General features: G+C 70.1%; 17 protein-coding genes and 1 tRNA gene. 11 read left to right on the top strand and 7 right to left on the bottom strand.

All coding sequences use genetic code 11. The features are described 5' to 3' along the window. The first annotated feature begins 152 nt into the window (after positions 1-152). From ACTWNK_RS37560 to ACTWNK_RS37550, 3 genes are all read left to right on the top strand, one after another. Entirely contained in the window at positions 153-935 is a 783-nt protein-coding gene (locus ACTWNK_RS37560) for an enoyl-CoA hydratase/isomerase family protein (protein WP_474309666.1), read from the top strand. A 67-nt stretch (positions 936-1002) separates the two neighbouring features. Beyond that, the gene (locus ACTWNK_RS37555; RefSeq protein WP_474309665.1) at positions 1003-1518 is read left to right on the top strand and encodes a M48 metallopeptidase family protein; all 516 of its coding nucleotides are present in this window, start codon (positions 1003-1005) and stop codon (positions 1516-1518) included. Beyond that, a complete protein-coding gene (locus tag ACTWNK_RS37550; protein WP_474309664.1) occupies positions 1515-2111 on the top strand; it encodes a DUF2064 domain-containing protein in 597 nt (198 codons plus the stop codon). Before ACTWNK_RS37555 ends, ACTWNK_RS37550 begins: the two co-directional genes overlap by 4 nt. A 28-nt stretch (positions 2112-2139) precedes the next feature. Here ACTWNK_RS37550 and ACTWNK_RS37545 read toward each other — a convergent pair whose 3' ends face one another. Genes ACTWNK_RS37545 through ACTWNK_RS37535 form a run of 3 tightly spaced genes read right to left on the bottom strand, consistent with a single transcriptional unit; the run spans position 2140 to position 4908 of the window. Further along, complete coding sequence (locus tag ACTWNK_RS37545; protein WP_474309663.1) at positions 2140-3114, bottom strand: endonuclease/exonuclease/phosphatase family protein; 975 nt, start codon at positions 3112-3114, stop codon at positions 2140-2142. Between the two features lies 1 nt (position 3115). After that, the gene (locus tag ACTWNK_RS37540; protein ID WP_474309662.1) at positions 3116-3655 is read right to left on the bottom strand and encodes an NUDIX hydrolase; all 540 of its coding nucleotides are present in this window, start codon (positions 3653-3655) and stop codon (positions 3116-3118) included. Then, positions 3652-4908, bottom strand: a complete 1257-nt coding sequence (locus ACTWNK_RS37535) for a zinc-dependent metalloprotease (RefSeq protein ID WP_474309661.1) — start codon at positions 4906-4908, stop codon at positions 3652-3654. The genes ACTWNK_RS37540 and ACTWNK_RS37535 overlap by 4 nt, the downstream gene beginning before the upstream one ends. A gap of 79 nt (positions 4909-4987) precedes the next feature. Here ACTWNK_RS37535 and ACTWNK_RS37530 point away from each other — a divergent pair, with 79 nt between their 5' ends. The 5 genes from ACTWNK_RS37530 (at position 4988) to ACTWNK_RS37510 (ending at position 10891) form a co-directional block, all read left to right on the top strand. Then, the gene (locus ACTWNK_RS37530; protein ID WP_474311111.1) at positions 4988-6061 is read left to right on the top strand and encodes an NAD-dependent epimerase/dehydratase family protein; all 1074 of its coding nucleotides are present in this window, start codon (positions 4988-4990) and stop codon (positions 6059-6061) included. 95 nt (positions 6062-6156) lie between these two features. Beyond that, positions 6157-6582 (top strand): molybdenum cofactor biosynthesis protein MoaE, encoded by a 426-nt coding sequence (locus tag ACTWNK_RS37525; RefSeq protein ID WP_474309660.1) that lies wholly within the window; start codon positions 6157-6159, stop codon positions 6580-6582. 24 nt (positions 6583-6606) lie between these two features. Further along, the gene (locus ACTWNK_RS37520) at positions 6607-7647 is read left to right on the top strand and encodes a YlbL family protein (RefSeq protein WP_474309659.1); all 1041 of its coding nucleotides are present in this window, start codon (positions 6607-6609) and stop codon (positions 7645-7647) included. Between the two features lie 184 nt (positions 7648-7831). Further along, entirely contained in the window at positions 7832-10762 is a 2931-nt protein-coding gene (locus tag ACTWNK_RS37515) for a UPF0182 family membrane protein (RefSeq protein ID WP_474309658.1), read from the top strand. A 55-nt stretch (positions 10763-10817) separates the two neighbouring features. Further along, positions 10818-10891: transfer RNA gene (locus tag ACTWNK_RS37510), tRNA-Met, on the top strand. A 49-nt stretch (positions 10892-10940) separates the two neighbouring features. On the opposite strand, the gene ACTWNK_RS37505 is transcribed toward ACTWNK_RS37510, so the two are convergent. Further along, positions 10941-11882, bottom strand: a complete 942-nt coding sequence (locus tag ACTWNK_RS37505; protein WP_474309657.1) for a GlxA family transcriptional regulator — start codon at positions 11880-11882, stop codon at positions 10941-10943. Positions 11883-11954: 72 nt separating this feature from the next. On the opposite strand from ACTWNK_RS37505, the gene ACTWNK_RS37500 reads away from it, so the two are divergent. From ACTWNK_RS37500 to ACTWNK_RS37490, 3 genes are all read left to right on the top strand, one after another. Next, positions 11955-12899 (top strand): NADP-dependent oxidoreductase, encoded by a 945-nt coding sequence (locus ACTWNK_RS37500; protein ID WP_474309656.1) that lies wholly within the window; start codon positions 11955-11957, stop codon positions 12897-12899. An 81-nt stretch (positions 12900-12980) separates the two neighbouring features. Continuing rightward, complete coding sequence (locus ACTWNK_RS37495) at positions 12981-15485, top strand: DUF4118 domain-containing protein (protein WP_474309655.1); 2505 nt, start codon at positions 12981-12983, stop codon at positions 15483-15485. Positions 15486-15502: 17 nt separating this feature from the next. Further along, the gene (locus ACTWNK_RS37490; protein ID WP_474311109.1) at positions 15503-16171 is read left to right on the top strand and encodes a response regulator; all 669 of its coding nucleotides are present in this window, start codon (positions 15503-15505) and stop codon (positions 16169-16171) included. 13 nt (positions 16172-16184) lie between these two features. Here the strand turns inward: ACTWNK_RS37490 and ACTWNK_RS37485 are convergent, their stop codons facing one another. The 3 genes from ACTWNK_RS37485 to ACTWNK_RS37475 all read right to left on the bottom strand — a co-directional run bounded on the left by ACTWNK_RS37485 (position 16185) and on the right by ACTWNK_RS37475 (position 17305). After that, the gene (locus ACTWNK_RS37485; RefSeq protein ID WP_474309654.1) at positions 16185-16433 is read right to left on the bottom strand and encodes a hypothetical protein; all 249 of its coding nucleotides are present in this window, start codon (positions 16431-16433) and stop codon (positions 16185-16187) included. 12 nt (positions 16434-16445) lie between these two features. Beyond that, positions 16446-16700: a hypothetical protein gene (locus ACTWNK_RS37480; protein ID WP_474309653.1), complete on the bottom strand. Its 255-nt coding sequence runs from the start codon at positions 16698-16700 to the stop codon at positions 16446-16448. Positions 16701-16909: 209 nt separating this feature from the next. Next, a complete protein-coding gene (locus ACTWNK_RS37475) occupies positions 16910-17305 on the bottom strand; it encodes a hypothetical protein (protein ID WP_474309652.1) in 396 nt (131 codons plus the stop codon). Between the last annotated feature and the right edge of the window lie 142 nt (positions 17306-17447).

Genomic DNA, 17447 nt, shown 5'->3' with positions numbered 1-17447 from the left:
GCGAGCCACAACGCGAAGAGCAAGGGCGAGAAGCGAAGGGCAAGGGCGAAAGGCGCGAGGACGAGGGCGAGAGGCGAGGGGCAAGGGCGAAACGCGAAGGGCAAGGGTGAAAGGCGCGAGGACGACCTCCACCTCCTCTACGCTCGTCCGCCATGACCCACCTCCTCACCACCAGGCACCCCAACGGCGTGGTAACCCTCACCCTCAACATCCCCGAGCACCGCAACCCCATGACCACCCCCCTGACCACCCAATGGCGCACCACCATCGCCGAACTCCGCCAGGACCCCGCCACCAGATGTGTGGTCGTCACAGGCGCAGGCACGGCCTTCTCCTCGGGAGGGGACCTCTCCTGGCTGGCGGAGACGAATGCCGAGACCGTCCCTCAGCTGCGCGAACGCATGCTGGCCTTCTACCGCGACTGGCTGTCGGTGACGACGCTCGAGGTGCCGACGATCGCGGCGGTGAACGGGGCCGCGGTGGGGGCGGGGTTCTGTCTGGCGTTGGCGTGTGACCTTGTCTACACGGCGGATGACGCCAAGCTGCTGGTGCCGTTCACTTCGCTGGGGCTGCATCCGGGGATGGCGGCGACCTATCTGCTGCCGAAGGCGGGAGGTGTGCACGTCGCCAGGGAGATGTTGCTCACAGGCCGGACCATGCTGGGGCAGGAGGCGGCCAGGCGTGGACTGGTCACGGGGAGCTTCCCGAAGGAGGAGTTGTTGGAGCAGGTCATGGGGGTCGCGGACCGGATCGCGGGCAATGCGCCGATCGCGACGAAGCTCACCAAGCTCGCCCTGGCCGAGGGTCACGACGACCTGGAGTCGGCGCTGCGATGGGAGTCGCTGGCCCAGCCGGTGACGATGGTGTCGGCCGACATGAGGGAGGGGCTCGCGGCGCATCGGGAAAGGCGCCTGCCCAAGTTCACCGGGTCTTAATCATCTGACCAGCGAAAACAGGATGCACCCCCTGTGGAATTTCGCCGGTCTCGGCTAACGTGCATATGTGCCCCCCGAGACAGTCGAGGTCCGACGAAGCTCTCGTCGCCGGCGCACGGTGTCTGCGTACCGAGACGGCGACAAGACGATCGTGCTGCTGCCGGCCTGGCTGAGCGGCGACGACGCGGACGAATGGGTGAGCCGGATGCTCGACAGGCTGGCGGCCAGGGAACAACGAAGACGCCCTACGGACGACGAGTTGTTCGAAAGGGCTAAGGAGCTTTCGGCTCGCTACCTCGACGGAGCGGCCAAGCCGGCCAGTGTGCGCTGGGTCGACAACCAGCAGCACCGATGGGGCTCGTGCACGCCTGAGAACGCCACGATCAGAATATCAACCCGGCTGCGGGGATTGCCCGAGTGGGTCATCAACTACGTGATCATCCATGAGCTCGTGCACCTGTTGGTGCCGAGCCACGGCCCGCAGTTCTGGGAACTGGTCGAACAGTATCCCAAGGCGGAGCGGGCGCGCGGCTTCCTTGAAGGATTCTCCAGTGCGGCCAGCAACATCCCGGAGGAGTGTTGACGCGGATCGTCGCCGTTGTCGTCAAAGCGGGCATGGCGGGCGCGACGCCCGAAGGGGTGGATCCCGCACAGTTCCTGGAGGCGCTGGCCGAAGACGCCTACGACCTTGTCGCGGGCCTGGAGCTGGTCACCCCGGTGCTGGTGACCAGCGTGCCGGGCCTCGAAGAGCTCGTATGGCCCGGCACCAGGGTGATCGAGATCGGCGAGGACACGCCGCTGACCGAGGTGTTCGCCCTGCTCAACGAGGGTGTGCCCGATGGCGGGAGCGCGGTCGTGCTGAGCGCCGACGCGCCCGACCTGCCGCCGCTGCTGATCGGCAAGCTGTTCCGGGAGCTGGGCCGCGCCGAGCTCACCGTGTGCCGCGCCGAGGACGGAGGCGCGGTGGCCGTCGCCTCGGTGCTGCCGCTGCCCGCGTGGGCGCGTCCCGACCTCGACGACCCCGACCCGGTCGCCGCCCTGCGCGCCCAGGCACCCGGCCCTCGCCGGGTGGCCACCGGCCCCGGCTGGCACCGCCTGCGCACCACCGACGACCTCAAACGCCTCGACCCCGGCCTCGAAGGCTGGGAGTGCACCCGCGCGATACTGCACCTTTAGCACGAAGCCGCTAGAACGGAAGAGACAGCTAGAACGGAACAGAAAGCTCCGCGAACACCGCCCGGTGATCACTGCCGGGCACGGTGTGCACGCTCACCCGCCGCACCCCGGCCCGCCCGTCCACCAGCACATGATCGATGGCGATCACCGCGGGCACCCGTCGATTCGCCGGCCAGGTAGCCGTCAACCCCAGCCCGACCTGCTCGGCCGCATCCTTGTACCCACGCCCGAGCACCTCCCGCATCGCCGCATGATCAAGGCTGGCATTGAAGTCCCCGGCCAGCACGCGTACCACCCGGGGAGAGGCCGAAGGCAGGGCGGCCAATGCCGCGCCCCAGGCGTCCACCTTCGCTCCGACCGGCGGATACGGATGCACGTCGTACACCTCGACGCCCGCACCGCCCGGCAGCGCGACCGAAGCGGCGGGCATGCGATGCCCGGCGGGAGGCGTGAACGCGATCTCACCCAGCGCATGCCTGGCGAAGATCCCGCTCCCGCTGGAGGACCACTCCGCACGCAGCACCCGGTACGGCAGCAGCGAAGCGAGCCCGGCGGCGTCCAGCGCGGCGACATAACCGGGCGTGAGCTCCTGGGTGGCCAGCACATCGGGAGCGAGGTCGCGCACCAGCGCCATGACCGCGTTCACGTCCGCCTTGCCGTACAGCAGGTTGACGGTCAGGACGCGGAGCGGGCGTCCGGACAGGTCCTGGGGACGCCCGAACGCACGGGGCAGCACGCACGCCGTCAGGGTCACCGTCGTGAGCAGCGCCACCAGCGTGAACGCCCGGCCCCGCCCCCGTACGGCCAGCGACAACGGCACCAGGGACGCCAGTGCGGCGTACGGCGTGGCGGCCATGAGGGGGACGGCGAGCGGGCCGCGTTCGAGTCCGGCCGTCCTGGCCACCGCCCACAGGGCGAACGGCGTGAGGATCACCCAGATCAGCGGCCCGCTCCGGCTTCGGCGCCGTGGCGTGACGATCGTGCCGCCGATCGGGGACTCCATCTCAGCCCAGCGCTGCCCTGCCTCGTCGTGCCAGCCGCCTGGTGGCCTCGTCCGACGGCGAGGGGATCTCGTCCACGGGGAACCAGCGCAGGTCGAGCGACTCGTCACTGATCACGGCCTCGGCGCCTTCGGGTGCGACGGCGGCGTACTCGACGTCGAGATGCCAGCTACGCGGCGGATGGCACCACACCTCGTGCCGGTCGAGCGCCAGCGGCCCGGGCAGCAGCCGAAGGCCGGAGATACCGGACTCCTCCACGGCCTCGCGCAGCGCCACCTCGGCCAGCGAGGCGTCCGAAGGCTCGCAGTGCCCGCCCATCGGCAGCCACATCCCGGCCTTGGGATGCAGGGTGAGCAGCACCTTGGCGCCGTCGTGCGACAGCACGGCCGTCGTGCCCGTCAGATGGCCGGGCGCGCACGAACGCAGCATGGCGTCCTGGTGCTCCTGGAGGTGCTGCAGGAACTCCTTGCGCAGCGCCTCCTCCTCGTCGGTGGGCGCCACCCAGCCGGAGAGCACCGTCACCGCGTCGTCGTGCAGGCTCATCGATCCTCGGGGTCGTCGTCTGCCGGCCTCTCGAACGCGCTGATGTCCCACTCGGCCTCGCCCCTGATGAAGGCGGCGGGGTCGTCGAGGTCGTCGGCCTGCGGCATCAGGTCGGGGTGCGCCCACAGCGCGTCGCGCCCGTCGATGCCGCGGTCGGCGGCGATCGCCTGCCACAGCGCCGCGGCCTCACGCAGCCTGCGGGGCCGCAGTTCGAGGCCGACCAGCGTGCCGAACGTGGTCTCGGCGGGTCCACCGGTCGCCCTGCGGCGGCGTACGGTCTCGGCCAGGGCGGCGGAGGAGGGCAGCTTGCCCTCGGCGGCGGTGTCGACGACCGTGGCCACCCAGCCCTCGACCAGCGCGAGCGCGGTCTCCAGGCGGGTCAGCGCGGCCTTCTGGCGTTCGGTCTCCTCCGGCTTGAGCAGCGCGCCGCCGCTCAGCGCCTCCTGCAGAGCCGACGGGTCGCTCATGTCGAGGCCGCGGATCTGCTCCTCCAGCGCGGAGGTGTCGACCGTGATGCCCCTGGCGTACTCCTCGACCGCGCCGAGCAGGTGCGAGCGCAGCCACGGCACGTGCTGGAACAGCCTGTGGTGCGCGGCCTCGCGCAGGGCGAGATAGAGCCGGATCTCGTCGGCGGGCAGTTCGAGGCCCTGGCTGAAGGCGGCGATGCCACCGGGCAGCAGCGCGGCGACGTCCGAAAGCGGCAGGCCGATGTCGGTGGTGCCGACGACCTCGCGGGCGAGCGTGCCGAGGGCCTGGCCGATCTGCTGGCCGACCATCATGCCGCCCATCTGCTTCAGCATGCCCATGAGCGGGCCGGCCATCTGCTGGGCCTCGGCGGGCAGCCCGGCGCCGCCGAGCGTCGCGCCCATCGTCTCGACCATGCGCGCGGCGATCGGCTCGGTGAGCGTGCGCCAGACGGGGACGGTCTTCTCGATCCACTCCGACCGGCTCCACGCCTGCGGATTGCTCACACCGCTCGGCAGGGCGCTGGCCTCGTTGAGCCACAGGTCGGCCAGTTGCAGCGCGTCGACGATCTGACGACGCTCGCCTTCCATGACGCTGGGATCGCCCTCGGCGACCACGGCGTGTCTGGCGATGTTCTTGGCCATGTCCCAGTTCACCGGGCCCGAGCCCTGGGGCGCGGACAACATGTCGGCGAACTGCCGCATCGCCTGCGCCATCTGCTCGGGGTTGCCGAACATGGCGAACGGATTCTCGTTGGGGTCGTTTTCGCGACCTGGCAGGTCAGTCACCGCGTTACCTCGTGCAGGATGGAGGAGTCCACATCCGCCACGTTAGCCGTCCTATGGCGGATCAGTGCAAAGTGAGGACCTGGTGCCTACCTCGAATCGCCACCGGCCACCCGTCGTCGCCGTCACGGGCGCCGCCTCCGGAATCGGCCGCGAGCTGCTCGCGAAGCTCGTCACATCAGCGGATTTCCGCAGGGTGGTGGCCATCGACGAGCAGCGCGGCGACGTCCAGGAAGCCACCTGGAGGGTGATCGACGTCCGGGATCCGCTCTTGGCGAACCGGATCTCCGACATCGACGTCCTGGTCCATCTCGCCGGTGACCACGCCCTCGACTCCGACCCCGCCGAACGCCGTGCGTACAACCTCAGAGCAGCCCAGACCGTCCTCACCGCCAGCGCCGCCGCCCGCGTCCGCAGGGTGGTTCTCGTCACAAGCGCCATGGTGTACGGCGCCGCCCCCGAGAACGAGGTGCCGCTCGCCGAGGAGTCGCCGGTCGCGGCCGAGCCGGACACCGGCCTGGTCGGCGACCACCTGGAGATAGAGGCCCTGGTCCGCAGGTCGCTGCGCAGCCATCCCGGCCTCGAGGTGACCGTGCTGCGCCCCGCCGCGATCGTCGGGCCCGGCGTCGACACCGTCGTCACCCGTCATTTCGAGGCGCCGAGGCTGCTGACCGTCAAGGGCTGCACGCCGCGCTGGCAGTTCTGCCATGTCGACGACCTGGTGTCGGCCCTCGAACTGGCCGCCAAGGGCGTGGTGACCGGCGTGCTCGCCGTCGGCTCCGACGGCTGGCTCGAACAGGACCAGGTCGAGGAGATCTCCGGCCTGCGCCGTTTCGAACTGCCCGCCGCGATCACCTTCGGTACGGCCCAGCGCCTGCACAGACTGGGCATCACCCCGGCCCCCGCGACCGATCTGCACTACGTCGTCTACCCGTGGGTGGTCGACGCGGCGTCGCTGCGCGCGGCCGGATGGAAGCCCGCCTGGTCGAACGAGGCCGCCTTCGAGCTCCTGCTCGAACTGCGCGAGGGCAAGCACGCGGTCGTCGGGCGGCGGCTCTCGGGCAAGGAGGCCACGCTCACCGCCGCGGGCGCGACGGTGGCGGTCATCGGCACGGCCGCCATAGTCCGCCAGGTCCGCAAGAAGCGCCGCATCTGACCGTTGCACCGGATCCGCAGGAAGCGCCAGGTCCGCGGGAAGCGCCGGATCCGGCCGTTCCGGGCCTGCGCCCGCGCCGGTTGTAGGCTGGCCGGGTGGACGTCATCCGGCTGCTCGGCATACGCGAAACCCCGCTCTCCGTCGACGAGGTGCTGGCCGCGGTCGGCGACCACGCGGCCGGGGGCACGACGCTCTTCGTCGGCACGGTCAGGAAGCAGGACCACGGCAAGCCCGTGACCGGCCTGTCCTACTCCGCGCATCCGAGCGCCGAGGCCGAGCTCAGGCGGGTCGCGGAGAAGGTCGCGGCCGACTACCCGACGGTGGCGCTGGCGGCCGTGCACAGGGTCGGCGACCTGGCGCTCGGCGACATCGCGGTCATCGTGGCCGTCGCCTGCCCGCACAGGGGAGAGGCGTTCGAGGCCTCACGCAGACTCATCGACGACCTCAAGTCCGAGGTGCCGATCTGGAAACATCAGGTGTTCGCCGACGGCTCCTCCGAGTGGGTCGGCGCCTGCGGGTGAGCGCTCTCGCATAGGCTCTTCGCCATGTCTCGACGTGCTCTGACCCTTCTGGTGGCGGGTTTCCTGGTGCTCGCGCTCGGTGTGACCGGAGCGTTCCTGCCCGTGCCGTACGTCGTGCTCAGTCCTGGGCCGACGGAGAACACGATCGGGCTCGTCGAGAAGAAGCCGGTCATCAACATCACCGGCACCACGACCTACCCGACCGACGGCAAGCTGAGCCTGGTCACGGTCGCCTACCAGGGCGGGCCCGGCGCGCGGATCGACCTGATGACGGCGTTGCGCGGCTGGGTCGACCCGACCGTCGCCGTCGTGCCCGAGGAGTCGATCTTCCCGCGCACGCAGACGGCCAAGGAGGTCGAGGCGGAGAACACCCTGGAGATGACCAACTCCCAGGACGACGCCACGGCCGCGGCGCTGAGCCAGCTCAAGATCTCCTACAGCACGGTCGTCGCGGTGGCCTCGACCGAGAAGGGCAAGCCGGCCGACGGCAAGCTCAAGCCGGGCGACGAGATCGACGCGGTCGACGGCAAGCCCGCCACCGACGTGGGCATGGTCGCCGACACCGTGCAGGCGCACAAGCCGGGCGACGAGATCGTCTTCTCCGTCACCAGGGCCAAGGAGAAGCTCCAGGTGCCGATCAAGAGCGTGGCCTCGACCGGCGGCAAGACGATGGTCGGCGTGGTGATGCAGGCCAAGTACAAGTTCCCGTTCGACGTCGAGATCAATGTGGGCGACGTCGGCGGGCCGAGCGCGGGGCTGATGTTCTCCCTCGGCATCGTGGACAAGCTCACCCCCGGCCCGATGACGGGCGGCAAGTCGATCGCGGGCACCGGCACCATCACGCCCGAGGGCAAGGTCGGCGCGATCGGCGGCATCGCGCAGAAGATGGTCGGCGCGGTCGAGGCGGGCGCCACCGTGTTCCTGACGCCGCCCGACAACTGCGCCGAGGCGGTCAAGGCCGTGCCCGACGGACTGCGACTGGTCAAGGCGGGCACGCTGGACGCCGCAGTCACCTCCCTTGAGGCGATCAGGACGGGCAAGGGCGAAGTGCCTTCCTGCGAGTGATCGGGCGGCGGCCTGGTGAAACTAATCCGATCTCTCGTTCGTTGGGTCACGTGGCTGGACCGTGCCCCGGTGGGTGCGCCGGTGTAGGTTGCCAGTCACGGACCGTTTGTTCTGACACGACGTTTGTTCTGACACGACGAGGGGTTGGCCCTTGAGCTTCCGGACCCCAGGAGCCGGTCGGGGAGTGCGTTTGCCTCGTCGACCGCGCCTGCTTCTTCCTGTCGCGATCACCCTCGTGGTGCTCGTGGCGTTGTTCTTCCTTTTCGCCGGCATCTACACCGACTACCTGTGGTTCGACGCCGTCGACTACACCTCGGTGTTCTCCGGAGTGCTGCTGACGCAGGTGTTGCTGTTCCTGATCGGCGGTGCGCTCATGGTGGCGATCGTCGGCGGCAACATGCTGCTGGCCTTCCGGATGCGGCCGATGTTCGGGCCCGCGATGTTCGGCGGAGGCAGCGGCGCCGACCGCTATCGGATGGCGCTCGACCCGCATCGCAAGCTGATCTTCATCGTCGGCATGGCGATGCTCGCCCTCTTCTCCGGCTCCTCGCTCGCCGGGCTGTGGAAGACCTGGCTGGAGTTCGTCAACGGCACGCCGTTCGGGAAGGTCGATCCCGAGTTCGGCTACGACATCTCCTTCTTCATGTTCGACCTGCCGTTCATCACGATGGTGCTGAACTTCCTGTTCACCGCGGTCATCATCTCGGCGATCCTGGCGACGATCACGCACTACCTCTACGGCGGGTTCAGGCTGCAGTCGCCCGGTGTGCACGCCTCGCGTGCGGCCAGGGTGCACCTGTCGGTGCTGCTCGGCACGTTCGTCCTGCTGAAGGCGGTCGCGTACTGGGTCGACCGGTTCGAGCTCGTCTTCTCCGAGCGCGGGTTCGTGCACGGCGCCTCCTACACCGACATCAACGCGGTGCTGCCGGGCAAGACGATCCTGATGTTCATCGCGCTGATCTGCGCCGCGCTGTTCTTCGCCGGGATCTTCAGGTCGGGCGGCATGCTGCCCGGCGTCTCCTTCGGCCTGCTGGTGCTCTCGGCCATCCTGATCGGCGGCGTGTACCCGGCGATCGTCGAGCAGTTCCAGGTCAAGCCGAACCAGCAGCAGCGTGAGGCCAAGTCGATCGGCCGCAACATCGACGCCACCCGCACGGCGTACAAGGTCGACGACTCCGAGGTCATCCCGTACTCCGCCGAGGCCGACCCGAGCAAGGTCAGCCCCGACGGCGACACGTCGGTGTCGGGCGTGCGCCTGCTCGACCCGAGCCTGGTGGCCAAGACCTACCAGCAGAAGCAGCGCATCCGAGGCTTCTACGACTTCGCCGACCCGCTCGACGTCGACCGCTACAAGGACTCCTCGGGCGTGCCGCGCGACCACGTCGTCGGTGTGCGCGAGCTGACCGGGCCGCCGACCGAGCAGAACAACTGGATCAACCAGCACCTGGTCTACACCCACGGCTACGGCATCGTCGCCGCGCCGGGCAACCAGGTGGACTCCGAAGGCCTGCCCAACTTCGACGCCAAGGACATGCCGGTCACCGGCTCCCTCGTCGAGGCGACCAAGCTCAAGGAGTCGAGGGTCTACTTCGGCGAGAACCCCGGGGCCGCGCAGTACGTCATCGCGGGCGGCCCGCCCGGCACCAAGGGCGGCCAGGAGCTCGACTACCCGGAGAGCGGCGGCACCGGCCAGGCCAACACCACCTACACCGGCAAGGGCGGCGTCCCCGTCGGCTCGTTCTTCAACCGGCTGCTCTACGCGGCCAAGTACGGCGAGAAGAACATCCTGCTCTCGGGTGACGTGAACGACGACTCCAAGATCATCTACGTGCGCAACCCGCGCGAGAGGGTGCAGAAGGTCGCCCCGTTCCTCACCCTCGACGCCAACCCGTACCCCGCGATCGTCGACGGGCGCATCACCTGGATCGTCGACGGCTACACGACGTCCAACGACTTCCCGTACTCGCAGAGCGAGAGCCTGGAGGCGATGACGCGCGACACGGCGACCGCCACCAAGGCCATCGCCCAGCAGCCGCGCGACAAGATCAACTACATCCGCAACTCGGTCAAGGCCACGGTCGACGCCTATGACGGCACCGTCAGCCTCTACGCCTGGGACAACGCCGACCCGGTCCTCGCGACCTGGGCCAAGGCCTTCCCCGGCATCCTCAAGCCGAAGGGCGAGATGTCGGCGGACCTGTCGGACCACATCCGATACCCGGAGGACCTGTTCAAGATCCAGCGGCACGTGCTCGCGCGCTACCACATCGAGGACGCCTCGGCCTTCTACAGCGGCCAGGACTTCTGGAACGTCCCCAACGACCCCTCCCAGGGCGCCAGCGCGATCAAGCAGCCGCCGTACTACCTGACCACGACGATGCCCGGCGACGAGCCGAAGTTCTCGCTCACCACGACGTTCGTGCCCAGGCAGGGGCCCAACCTGGCGGCGTTCATGGCCGTCGACTCCACCGCGAGCGAGGACTACGGCAAACTGCGCATCCTGCGTATGCCGTCCAACACCGCGATCCCCGGGCCCGGGCAGGCGCAGAACAACTTCCAGAACAAGTTCTCCGGCGAGCTCAACCTGCTGGGCCTGGGCAACGCCACCGTCAAGTACGGCAACCTGCTCACGCTGCCCTACGCGGGCGGCCTGGTCTACATCGAACCGGTGTACGTCCAGGTCGCGGCCGGCACCGGGCAGGAGCCGTACCCGATCCTGAAGCGCGTCCTGGTGTCCTTCGGCACCCAGGTCGGCACCGGCGACACCCTCGCCGAGGCCCTTGAGCGCGTGTTCGGCGGCAAGGGCACCACGCCCACGACGCCGAACCAGCCCACCACGCCCACCCAGCCGACCGGCGCCCTGGCCAAGGCCATCGGCGAGGCCCAGGCGGCCTACGACGACGCCCAGAAGGCCCTGCAGGCGAGCCCGCCCGACTGGGTCAAGTACGGCGAGGCCCAGAAGCGTCTCCAGGACGCCCTGGCCGTCCTGGACCGCACGGCCGACCAGCAGGCCGCCACCCCGACCACCAGCCCGTCACCCGCCGCGTCCCCGTCCGCCACCCCGGTGGTGACCCCGGCCGCGACACCGGCGCCGTCCGCCACGCCGACCCAGTAACGCCCTTCGATTTGCGCCCACCCCGCGAGCCGGATAGTCTTTAGACACACACCGACGCGGGGTGGAGCAGTTCGGTAGCTCGCTGGGCTCATAACCCAGAGGTCGCAGGTTCAAATCCTGTCCCCGCTACTAGAAGAAACACCCTCAGGGAATTGCCCCTGAGGGTGTTTTTCGTATGTCACGCATGGAACGTGCGGCGATAGGCCGCCGGAGACGTCCCCAAGGCCGTGTGGAAATGCTGGCGCAGGGTGGCGTACGTGGCGAAGCCCGAGCGGGTCGCGATCTGGTCGACCGGGAGGTCCGTGGTCTCCAGGAGGGTGCGGGCCAGGGTGAGGCGCTGCAGGGTGAGCCAGCGTCCCGGACTGACGCCGGCCTCGGCGCGGAAGCGACGGGTGAAGGTACGGCGGCTCATGGAGGCGTGTTCGGCCAGGTCGGCCAGGGGGATCGGCTCGTGCAGGCGCTGCAGGGCCCAGGCGCGGGTGGAGGCGGTGGAGGTGGCGCCGGGGGCGGGCACGGGCCGTTCGACGTACTGGGCCTGGCCGCCCTCGCGCCAGGGCGGCACGACGCAGCGGCGGGCGACCTGGTTGGCGACGTCGCTGCCGTGGTCGCGGCGCAGCAGATGCAGGCACAGGTCGAGGCCGGCCGCGGCCCCCGCCGAGGTGAGCACGTCGCCGTCGTCGACGAACAGCACGCCGGGATCGACCCTGACCCTCGGATAGTGCCGCTGGAAGTGCTCGGCATGACGCCAGTGCGTGGTCGCGGGCCTGTCGTCGAGCAGCCCGGCCGCGGCCAGCACATACCCGGCGATGCAGATGCTCATGAACCTGGTGCCCGGCCGTACCGAGGTCAGGGCCTCCAGCAGGGGGTCGGGCAGGCGGGCCGGAGGGACGAGCAGGGCGTGCGACTCCGAGCCGGGCACGACGACGGTGTCGGCCTCGGCCAGGACGGAGGCGTCGTGCTCGACGGTGATCGCGTAGTCGGCGCCGGTCCGCACCGGGCCTCCGTCCAGGCTGCAGGTGATCACCTCGTACAGTCCCTCGGCCGTGCCGAAGATCCGGGCGGCCAGGCTGAGTTCGAAGGGGATGACCCCGTCGAGGGCGAGTACGGCGATGCGGTGCATGGCCCGATTCTCACAGGTGTTGGCTTGCGGGCCACTGGCAGCCGCCAAGCAGGCTCGCCGATGCTGGAACGCATGACGAGGACGATGCGTGCGATCACCCCGCTGACGTGGGGCGGGCCCGAGGTGCTGACCGAGGTACGGGTGCCGAGACCGGAACCCCTGCCGACCGAGATCCTGGTCCGGGTACACGCCGCAGGGGTGAACCCGACCGACTGGAAGTCCCGGGCCACCGGCGGCCTCGGCTTGTGGGGCGACCCGCCGATCCTCGGGTTCGACGTCTCGGGCGTGGTCGAGGCGGTGGGACTCGGCGTGCGGCTGTACCGGCCGGGCGACGAGGTGTTCGGCATGCCGTGCTTCCCGCGTCAGGCCGGGGCCTACGCCGAGTACGTCACGGGCCCGGCCAGGCACTTCGCACCCAAGCCCGCCGTACTCGACCATGTGCACGCCGCCGCCGTTCCGCTGGGCGCGCTCACCGCATGGCAGGCGCTCAAGGACACCGCCCGCGTGCGGCCGGGCGCCAGGGTCCTGGTGCACGCGGCGGCCGGAGGCGTCGGACATCTGGCCGTGCAACTGGCCAAACACCTCGGCGCGTACGTCATCGGCACGGCCCGGACGGCCAAGCACGACTTCGTACGCTCGCTCGGCGCCGACGAGGTGATCGACTACACCGAGATCGACTTCACCCAGGCCGCGGGCCGGGTGGACGTCGTGCTCGACGGCGTCGGCGGAGCCTGCGGGGAGCGCTCGCTCGACGTGCTGGGACCCGGAGGCGTCCTGGTCTCGCTGCCCGGCGGTGGCGACGCGCTGATCCCCGAGGCGAGACGGCGTGGGATCGACGCCGGGTTCATGCTCGTCGAGCCCGACCACGGCGACATGCTGACGATCGCCGCCCTGGTGGAGGCGGGCGAGCTGCGCCCGCACGTGTCGAGCGTGCTCCCGCTGGCGGAGGCGGCCAAGGCACACGAACTCGGCGAGTCCGGCCGTACCACCGGCAAGACCGTTCTCGTCATCACCTGAACCCCCGCCCCTGGGTCCGCCACGCCGGGCGGGCGGTCGTAGCCTGGAAGGCGAGGCGAGCAGGCGGAGGAGGCGGACGACGTGGCACGAGGGCGGCTGCGTATCTACCTCGGCGCCGCCCCCGGCGTCGGCAAGACCTACGCCATGCTCGGCGAAGGCCGCAGACGACGCGAACGCGGCGCCGACGTCGTCGTCGGCCTGGTCGAGACCCACGACCGCCCGCGTACGGCCGAGCTGCTCGACGGGCTCGAAGCCGTGCCCAGGCGCACGCTCACGCACAGGGGAGCCGTCTTCACCGAGTTCGACGTCGAAGCCGCACTGGCCAGGGCGCCCGCGGTCGTCCTGGTCGACGAGCTGGCCCACACCAATGTGCCGGGCTCGCGCAACGCCAAACGCTGGCAGGACGTGGAGGAGCTGCTCGACGCCGGGATCGACGTCGTCACCACGGTCAACGTGCAGCACCTGGAGTCGCTCAACGACGTCGTCACCCAGATCACCGGAGTGCCGCAACGCGAGACCGTGCCCGACGAGGCCGTACGCAGGGCCGACCAGATCGAGCTCGTCGACATGTCGCCCGAGGCCCTGCGCAGGCGCATCGCGCACGGCAACGTCTACGGGCCGGACAAGGTCGACGCCGCCCTGTCGAACTACTTCAGGGTCGGCAACCTCACGGCCCTGCGCGAACTCGCCCTGCTCTGGGTGGCGGGCCGGGTGGACGACCAGCTCGGCCGCTACCGCGCCGAGCACGGCATCGCCGCCACCTGGGAGGCACGCGAACGCGTCGTCGTCGCCCTGACCGGCGGCCCCGAAGGCGACACCCTGGTACGGCGTGCCGCCCGCATCGCGGCGCGCGGCAAGGGCGCCGACCTGCTGGCCGTACACGTCACCAGGGCCGACGGCATCGCCGGGCCCGCCGACCCTGCGGGGCTGATCGGTCAGCGGGCGTTGGTGGAGAGCCTCGGCGGCAGCTACCACCAGGTCGTCGGCGACGACGTGCCGCAGGCGCTGCTCGACTTCGCGGGCGGTGTCAACGCCACCCAGCTCGTGCTCGGCGCCTCGCGCAGGGGCAGGCTCGCGCATCTGCTCTCGCGCGGGGTCAGTGCGACCGTGACCGCCAAGTCGGGCAGCATCGACGTGCACATGGTCACCCACGAGCAGATCGGGCTGCGCGCCGCGACGCCCTCGCGCTCGCGGGCCTCGTTGTCGCGCGGGCGCAGGATCGCCGGGTGGATCATGGCACTGGCCGGGGTGCCGCTGCTGACGGCCGTGCTGATGCCGCTCGGGCCGATCGTGTCCTTTCCCAGCGAGATCCTCATGTTCCTGCTGGTGGTCGTGGGCGTCTCGCTCGTCGGTGGCATGTGGCCGGCGCTGACCGCCGCGGTGCTCGGGTTCGGGCTGCTGAACTGGTACTTCACACCGCCGCTTCGCACACTCGGCGTCGCCGATCCGGAGAACCTTCTCGCGCTCGGCGTCTACATCCTGGTCGCGGCCATGGTCAGCACCGTGGTCGACCTCGCCGCCAGGCGCACGCGTGAGGCCGCCAGGCTCAGGGCCGAGGCCGAGGTGCTCTCGACGCTGGCCGGGCACGTGCTGCGCGGGGAGTCGGCGCTGGCCTCGCTGCTGGCCAGGCTCAAGGAGATCTACGCGCTCACCTCGGTGACACTGCTGGAGCGCGGCGCCGACGATCCCGACGAATGGCGCATCGTCGCCACGGCCGGTCCGCCGTGCCCGGGGCCCGGTGCGGCCGACACCGATGTGGTGATCGACGAACGGCTCGTGCTCGCCGTACACGGCAGGCTGTTCGACGCCGCCGACCGCAGGGTGCTGGAGGCGTTCGCCGCCGAGGCCGCGGTCGCGCTGCGCCAGGAACGGCTGCGCGAGGTGGCCGACCGGGCCAGGCCGCTGGCCGAGGCGGACCGGATGCGCACCGCCCTGCTCGCCGCCGTCAGCCACGACCTGCGCACACCGCTCGCCTCGGCCAAGGCCGCGGTGGAGAGCCTGCGCAGCACCGAGATCACCTGGAGCCCCGAGGACAGGGGCGAACTGCTCGCCACGGCCGACGAGTCGCTGGTCAGGCTGGAGCGCCTGGTCCTGAACCTGCTCGACATGAGCAGGCTGCAGGCCGGCGCGCTCGGCCTCGACATGCAGCGGGTGGCGCTGGAGGAGGTCATTCCGCACGCGGTGGACGAGCTCGGTCCCCTGCGCGAGCGGATCGCGATCGACGTGTCGCCCGGACTGCCGGAGGTCATGGCCGATCCCGCCCTGCTGGAGCGTGTGCTGGTGAACCTGCTGAACAACGCCGTCCGCTACAGCCCCGCGCCGGAGAAGGTGCTCATCACCGCGAGCTCGCTCGGCGACTGCGTGGAGATCCGCGTCGTCGACGGCGGGCCCGGACTGCCGCCCGAGGCGTACGAACGGGTGTTCCTGCCGTTCCAACGGCTCGGCGATCGCGACAATCACACTGGTGTCGGACTCGGGCTGGCGCTGTCCAGGGGCCTGACCGAGGCCATGGGCGGCGAACTGGCGCCTGAGGAGACCCCAGGGGGAGGACTGACCATGACCGTCAGCTTGGGAGCGGCCTCGTGAGCGGACCCGCCGAGCACCTGGCCCGCATCCTCGTCGTCGACGACGAACCCCAGATCCTGCGTGCCCTCCGGATCAACCTGGTCGCCAGGCACTACGACGTGGCCGTGGCCGCCGACGGCGGATCGGCGTTGCGCCAGGCCGCCGAATGGCATCCCGACCTGGTCGTCCTCGATCTCGGCCTGCCCGATCTCGACGGCGTCGAGGTGATACACGGGCTGCGCGGCTGGACGAACGTCCCCATCATCGTGCTGTCCGGGCGCACCGACGGCGGCGACAAGGTCGAGGCGCTGGACGCCGGGGCCGACGACTACGTCACCAAGCCGTTCGGCATCGACGAACTGCTGGCCAGGATCAGGGCGGTGACCAGGCGTATGACCGCACCCGGAGCCGACCTCGCCGTCGTCCGCGTCGGCGAGCACACGATCGACCTGACCGACAAGACCGTTTCAGGCGGGGTACGGCTGACGCCGACCGAATGGCACCTGCTGGAGATCCTCCTGCGCAATCCCGGCAAGCTGATCAGCCAGCAACATCTGCTGAGGGAGGTGTGGGGTCCGTACTACAGCAAGGAGACGCACTACCTCCGCCAGTATCTGGCGCAACTCCGCCGCAAACTGGAGCCCGATCCTGCGCACCCGGTGCACCTGCTGACCGAACCCGGCATGGGGTACCGCTTCCAGCCCTGAGGCCGTCCCGGGCTCAGTCGTCCTCCGGGTCCTCGCGTTCGATCTCCTCGGCCAGCGTCCGGGGTTCGCTCAGCGGGTCCGGGTGCGTGTCGGTGAGGCGTACGTCCTCCTCGTGCACCCAGTGCGTGATGCCCCTGTCGACCTCGTCGTCGATCTCGTCGATCCGGTGGCGTTCGGGGAACCGGTCGGTGTACATCGCGACCTCGGACTCCTGCACGTCATCACCCAGGTCATGGCCGATGTCGTACGGCTGATCGCTCATCGGAGGGGCTCCCTACGGCCTGGCCTCGGCATCGGTGAGCAGCCGCTGCCGCTCCCGCTCGGCATGCCTGGCCACATGCGCGGGGGTCCGCACCAGCAAAGCCGCCTTCTGTACGGCCCAGCCGGCGAGCAGGGCGCCGAACGCCGCCTGCGCCACGCGTATCCACACGGCCGTGTCGACGGCGGCGAACAGCACGACGCCCAGCCACAACACGCCGAAGCAGAAGACGAGCACGATCGCGGCCCAGTTCAACCCCCGTTGCACCATGCGAGCAGTCTCGCAGTCGTTGATCCAAGACCGGGTCAGGCCAGTCCCATTTGTCCGCTGGCTTGTCTCCTGGCAGGGGAGTTGCCTCCAAGGTCCAGGGGAGTTGTCTCCTGGCCCCGGGGAGGGCCGGGGCCAGGAGGCGAACCGGCCGCGGGAGCGGTGGTCCGGTCATGGGCGGCTCGGCCCGGCGCGGGCCGGGCCGGCCGGGTTCAGCGGGGGAGGGAACGGCTGGTGCCGACGCATCGACGCAGACGCGGGCCGCTCGATCGGACGGGCGCCTGCTCAAGGCTGGCCAGCAGGCTCGCCGCCATACGCGCGTCGGCCAGCACGCGGTGCACGGCTTCGCCGTCGAGCGGCAGCTGACCGTGTTCGGCCAGTTCGTGGGTGACGTAGGACAGCGGATCCGACTCACCCAGGTGGTCGGCCGCCACCGTCGCCCGCGCCGCGGTGAGCAGACGCAGGTAGTGACTGCGGAGCATGGCCTCACGCATGCGCGCGTGTTCCAGGTCTTCCAGCAGCGTGCGCGCGACAATCAGCAGGTCACCGGCGTGGTCCGCCTCCGCGTCGATGTAGGCGCGGATGTCGTCGAACTCTGAGCGGGTCATGAGGACACCTCCACGGGCACTTACTCTGCGGGCGCAGTGGGCTCGTGCTTACTTCGTACCGGGGGGTGATTGCGGATGACTTGACAACCGCTTGCTGGAGCCCGGGATGTCGTCCGGTAGACCGGAAAGATCAGGAGTTTGG

It is taken from the genome of Nonomuraea sp. IBHARD001 (genome assembly GCF_056106265.1).
This window is presented reverse-complemented; position numbering and strand designations above follow the sequence as displayed.